This is a genomic window from Candidatus Melainabacteria bacterium RIFOXYA2_FULL_32_9, assembly GCA_001784615.1.
In the GTDB taxonomy this organism is placed as follows: domain Bacteria; phylum Cyanobacteriota; class Vampirovibrionia; order Gastranaerophilales; family UBA9579; genus UBA9579.
On the sequence record MFRQ01000078.1, the window covers coordinates 1 to 2,753 of the forward strand.

Here is a 2,753-nt window from a genome sequence, read left to right on the forward strand (position 1 = left end):
TTGACTTTTGCGTACTCCTTAATAGAGGTCTAACCTATTTCTTGCACTATTTCAAAAATTCAGTATTATTCAGAATTGGAAAGATCGAGTGACACAGTCACCCCTCATCAATCTGATTCTGACCTTTGTCAAAACGATTTAACCTAATGGATGATTTACACTTAATTAAATACTTTACCAAAGTGGATGTACAAGACCGAGCTATTTAAAGCTGCAGGTAGACATTTCGGACGCTTTAACAAGGTTTCTATAACTAATTTCCCAAAATACATTTTACCTTTTTCTAAATGTTTAAGAACAAAATAGATTTTAAGTAGAGAAGATATAATTCTTTTGTGTACAGGTGCCAGTCTGGCTGGTTCATAATATTTTAAAAAGTTGCTAAGCCTTTCAAAATAATATTTTGGGGAATATGCTTTTTGTATTAGCTTATTATATCCGTTAACTAAAGTTTCTTTTTCCATTTTAGGAATAAAGTTAATTGTTGAGTCCAGATTTATACCTGAAGAGGTTTTAAGCAATCTTCCTTCAGCGTCCAGCCTTTTATGAAGCTTCGTTCCAGGAAGTGCCTGAAGTAATTCAATCATTGCTTTTGAGACTCCAGCTTCCTGAATAAATTCAAACTGACGTTCAAATATTGTTTCATCATCACTGTCAAAGCCTATGATAAAACCACCTGTGACTTCCATTCCATATTGATAAAATTTTCTAATTGAATTAACCAGATTACGATTTTGATTTTGAAACTTGTTACATTCTTGCAAGCCTGATGCAGAAGGTGTTTCTACGCCTATAAACACCAAAAAGAAGCCAGCTTCTCTCATTAATTCCAGCAATTCATCATCATCACTGGCGTTTATAGAAATTTCAGTAAAAAATAATGATTTAAAGCCTGTTTTCTTTTTCCACTCGATTATTGCTCTAAGTAATTCTTTTGTTTTGTTCTTATCACCAAGGAAATTATCATCGACAAAAAAGATACTTCCTCTCCAATCCATATCCTGTATTGCCTGAAGTTCATTTATTACTTGTTCAGGGTTTTTAGTTCTTGGTACTCTTCCATTGAGATTGACAATATCACAAAAATCACAGTCAAATGGACAACCTCTGGAAGATTGAAGTGGCAATATATAATAATCATTAGAATTAATTAAATTATAGTGGGGTATAGGCGTATCTTTAATGTCCGGCTTAATATCTGAAGTATAAATTCTTTTTAGTTCACCTTTTTTAAGGTCATCTAAAAACATTGGTATAGTTATTTCACCTTCATTTAAGATAAAATGATCAACATCTTTAAATTGTTCATGGAGTGAAGTAAACAATGGACCACCTGCTATAGTTTTCACTCCCAGTTCTTTACATCTTTTTATAACAGAGATTGAAGATTCTTTTTGGACAATCATACCGCTTATAAATACAAAATCTGCCCACAATATATCTTCATCAGTTAATTCTGTTGTATTCATATCAACCAGTTTTCTCTCAAACTCAACCGGTAAAAGAGCTGAAACTGTCATTAAGCCAAGAGGAGGCAAATAAGCTTTTTTTCCAAACAATGTCATTATATGTTTTAAACTCCAGAATGAATCAGGGCATTCTGGATATACCATTAAAATTTTCATACTAGTATCCAACTAACTTCAATAAATAAATTCATTTTATGAACAAAATCTTATATCAAAAACAATGTTTAAGATACACAAAAGTTTTGTCCTGGCTTAAAAAACTTCCAATTAAAAATGTATATATTTCGTAAAATCAATAAAGCTCTAAACCCTTTACTACCTTTAGGGTGTTGGGTGAGTATAGAAAAAAAACAAATTTATCACTTTATTCTATGCCATTTTAAACACTTTAATATAATGGATCACATATAAATTTAGTTAATGAAAATTTCCTGAATATAATCTGATTTTCCTCATTATAGTTTTGGAAATTTTTCTCTCTGTTTAACATATCAATAAAAGCTTCAATTCTGGTATTTGCACCAACATCGGAATTATGTTCATCAATTAAAAGGTCAAGAATAGGTATTTTAAATTCGTCTCTGATTTTATTTAGCAGATTCCTTATTATATCGTTAGGATTGCAATTAAAAGGAGAAACAAAAATCAATCCGTTATAACCTTTATTAATATAATTTAATATCTTTTTAATTCCCAAAGAGGTATATACTCCAAGCTCTTTTTTAAATACTCTATCAAAACTACTAGATACATTGTCATTTTTGTTCATTTTTTGACCCAAAAGATAATTATATGACCATCTATCAACGATTACACCTAGCCTACCCAAATACTTATCAACATAATTATGGGTTGATGGTTCTATTAAAGAATAACTATCTCCGATTAAACCTATTCTTAAGAACCGAGATTCTGAGTTTGAAGCATAATCTTTATACAGTTCCCATAGCTCAATATTCATTTTCTTTAGATCAGAAATACTTGATAATTGTGTAATTTTATTTAAATAACTTTCATATAATTTTTCACATTCAGAATTATCCTTAAAAGTCGGCCTTATATTATAAAAAACCTGATCTATAAAATGAAAAGTTTCATATTTTATCGCACCTAAATACATACTTAAAAATATTTTATATGTAGGTTTATTTGATAATTTTCTTAACAGATTAAAGTATGAATAAATAAAATTTTTCTTTGAATCAACAGCACAAAAATATATATCGGGATACCATCCCTGATCATTTAGTATTTCTTTAAACAAATGATTGCTCGGAGGTAAAT

At 29.6% G+C, this 2,753-nt stretch carries 2 protein-coding genes; both read right to left on the bottom strand.

Annotation, left to right across the window (positions count from 1 at the left end):
- Positions 1-161 precede the first annotated feature (161 nt).
- The gene (locus A2255_00705; protein OGI20884.1) at positions 162-1,625 is read right to left on the bottom strand and encodes a hypothetical protein; all 1,464 of its coding nucleotides are present in this window, start codon (positions 1,623-1,625) and stop codon (positions 162-164) included.
- 232 nt (positions 1,626-1,857) lie between these two features.
- A partial coding sequence (locus tag A2255_00710) for a hypothetical protein (protein ID OGI20885.1) occupies positions 1,858-2,753 on the bottom strand: 896 nt, incomplete at its 5' end.

Bases quoted from the DNA above. Each gene is read 5' to 3' on its own strand.
- A2255_00705 (OGI20884.1), bottom strand. From the start codon at position 1,625: ATGAAAATTTTAATGGTATATCCAGAATGCCCTGATTCATTCTGGAGT.